The sequence below is a fragment of the Ruminococcus sp. genome, assembly GCF_045129435.1.
Lineage (GTDB): Bacteria > Bacillota > Clostridia > Oscillospirales > Acutalibacteraceae > Ruminococcoides.
Map to the genome: position 1 here is coordinate 1 of NZ_JBGVJL010000191.1, position 2,761 is coordinate 2,761.

3 protein-coding genes are annotated in these 2,761 nt (G+C 38.7%); all 3 read right to left on the reverse strand.

The window, feature by feature from the left end; all coding sequences use genetic code 11:
* The coding region (hisZ, locus tag ACJMMI_RS08725; RefSeq protein WP_405354996.1) for an ATP phosphoribosyltransferase regulatory subunit at positions 1 to 1,047 on the reverse strand (1,047 nt) is incomplete at its 3' end.
* Between the two features lie 142 nt (positions 1,048 to 1,189).
* Positions 1,190 to 2,524, reverse strand: a complete 1,335-nt coding sequence (locus ACJMMI_RS08730; RefSeq protein WP_405354997.1) for an AI-2E family transporter — start codon at positions 2,522 to 2,524, stop codon at positions 1,190 to 1,192.
* A gap of 14 nt (positions 2,525 to 2,538) precedes the next feature.
* Positions 2,539 to 2,761: hypothetical protein (locus ACJMMI_RS08735; protein ID WP_405354999.1), on the reverse strand; the 223-nt coding region annotated here is incomplete at its 5' end.

A 2,761-nucleotide genomic window follows, 5' to 3' on the forward strand; every position in this document is an offset into this window, starting at 1 on the left:
TATTGCTTCAATCTCAGCACCGTCCTTTGCATATACAAGAACCTCAGGCACATCGGTATAGCTTGTGTTTTTGTCTGAAAGAAGTTTTTCTGTGATTGCGTCTGTATCAATGGCAAAGCCTGCCGCTCCCATTGGTGCGTCAAATTCCGAAAGAAGATCATCGTATCTGCCGCCTGAAAGAACTGCGTCACCGATGCCTGAAATGTATCCGCAGAAAACAAAGCCGGTGTAATAATCGTTTCTCTGCACAAGTCCAAGGTCAACAATAAGCTTGTCACCAAGTCCGAGAGTTTTAAGTGAATCGTAAAGTGTATGTAAGTAATTGAGAGCGTCAACTGCCTTTGTGCCGCTGCAAAGCTCTGTTGCCTTATCAAACACTTCGTCACCGCCAAAGAGCGACGGAAGACTTCTGATAGCTGTTACAGCCTTGCAAGGCTCAAGCTTATCGAGCAGGTTGTTAAGTGCCGAGTAATTCTTACCCTCAATGGTAACTCGGATTTTTTCCTTAAAATCTTCGTCAATATCAATTTCGCTGATGAGAGCATTAAATACCTGAGCATGTCCGAGTTCAATTCTGAAATCATCGGCAACGCTCATAATGCTTCTTATTGCAGTGGAAAGCACCTCAAGGTCTGCCCTCTTACCCTTTACGCCGAGTAGCTCAACGCCCATCTGCATAAATTCATTTCTTCTGCCCATAAGTGTCGGGTTGTTTCTGTAAACAGCCTGCTTGTAGTAAAGTCTTACAGGCATAATTGAATTTTTCAGTCTTGATGACACCATTCGTGCAATCGGGAGAGTTGAGTCGGGACGCATAACAAGAAGTCTGCCCTTGTTGTCAACTGATTTAAACATTGACTGCTGGTCAATTCCGCTGCATTCCATTGAAAATATATCGTAAAATTCAATGCCAGGTGTGATTACCTTTTTGAAACCGCCCTTAGTAAATACCTTTTCTATTTTGCCGCATACATCGTCCATTGCGGAACACTCGGCAAAAAGAAAATCTTTCATTCCCTCGGGGGTTATTTTTAAATACTTTTTCATAAAAACCTCTTTATAAACGCTTTAGCGTGCTAATATGCTAATATAATAACATATAAAATTATACTTGTCAATTTTTTAACAAAAATTTTTCAAATTACAGAGCAGTAATTTTCTTACTGCTCTGCATAATTTAAAATTAAATTTATTCTTTGCTGTCGTCAGAATGGTTATCTTCCTTATGCTCACCGTTTGAGTGCTTTTCAGGTCTGATAAACTTTAATATCTTTTCTTTCTGAGCAGATTCCTTTTCTTCTCTAAGCTTTTTCTGCTCAGCGGCAATATTTACATAGTTAAGCACCTCAAAATCAAGTGCTTCCTGTCCAAGCTTGCCTTTTTTATCAATAGCGTTTTTAACTCGCTTGCCTACAAGAGTATAGATAACGGCATAGATTGGTGTACCCAAAATGAAACCTACCATACCAAACAAACTGCCGCCAACGATAACGCTGAAGAGTACCCAGAAGCTTGAAAGACCAACCTGACTGCCGATAATCTTCGGCTTGAAAAGGTTGCCGTCAAGCTGTTGAATAACAAATACAATGGCAATGAATATAATCATATCCCATGGATTTTCAAGGAAGAGAATAACGGCACTCGGAATTGCACCGATAAAAGGACCAAAGAATGGGATAATGTTTGTTACACCGATAAGCACAGCAATCAAGGCGGCGTATGGAAGCTGGAAGATTGACATTGTGATGAATGTGAGAACTCCGATAAACGCAGCGTCAATAATATCACCAACCAAAAATCTACCGCATTTAGTATCGGTAATATCAATGATTTCGTAAACCTTTGGCAAAAACTTAATCGGAATAAAGGCAACTGCAAGTCGTTTAACCTGTCTGCACAGCATTTCCTTTGCTGAAAGGAAATAAACTGAAATTACAATACCCATTACAAAGTTGTAGATGCCGGCAGTTGTATTTGTAATCATAGGAACAAGAGTGTCAAACAAAACATTCTTAGAGAAGTTTGCTATTGTAATGCCGTTGAGATTCTTCATAATTTCATTGCCGAGCTGAGCAAATGAAGCGTCAATGTCTATGCTTACATTATAGGTTTTGTTAATCCAATCTGCCATGCTTGAGAGCCAGTCATAAACTGAATTGAAATAAGTAGGCACTTTGTCGGCAAGACTTGAAATGTTGTCGCCAATCTGCGGAACAAGAATTGCAATTAAAAATCCAAGCACAGCAATTACCGCAGTATAGGTACATATAATTGAAAGCGGTTTTCGCATATTCGCAAAGAATTTCTTTTTATCTTTCAAAAATCCGAATACCTTTGAATAAAAGAATTTATACGGAAAATTGAGAATATACGCAAACAAAAATCCGATTACAAATGGTGTAAGTATTGAAGCAAACATACATACTGCATTCCACACCACGCTGAAGTTATCCTTTACAAATAAAAGAAATATTGTAAAAAGGATACATATCAATACATTTTTTAGTGAAAAAAGTTTTTTCATTTATTTACCACCCCTTAAAACAATGACATCTGTGAGCTTTCAGGCAATCCCTCAAGTGCACCGATATTTTTGAGCGACTCAATAATAGATTTAGAAACCTTAGTCTTTATTTGCATTTCCTCGATAGAAAGGTATGTATTTACCTTTCCCGATTCTGCAAGAGATATTGCCGCACTTTCGCCAAGACCGGGAATTGTTGAGAACGGAAGTCTTATTTTGCCGTCCTCGACCTTGAAC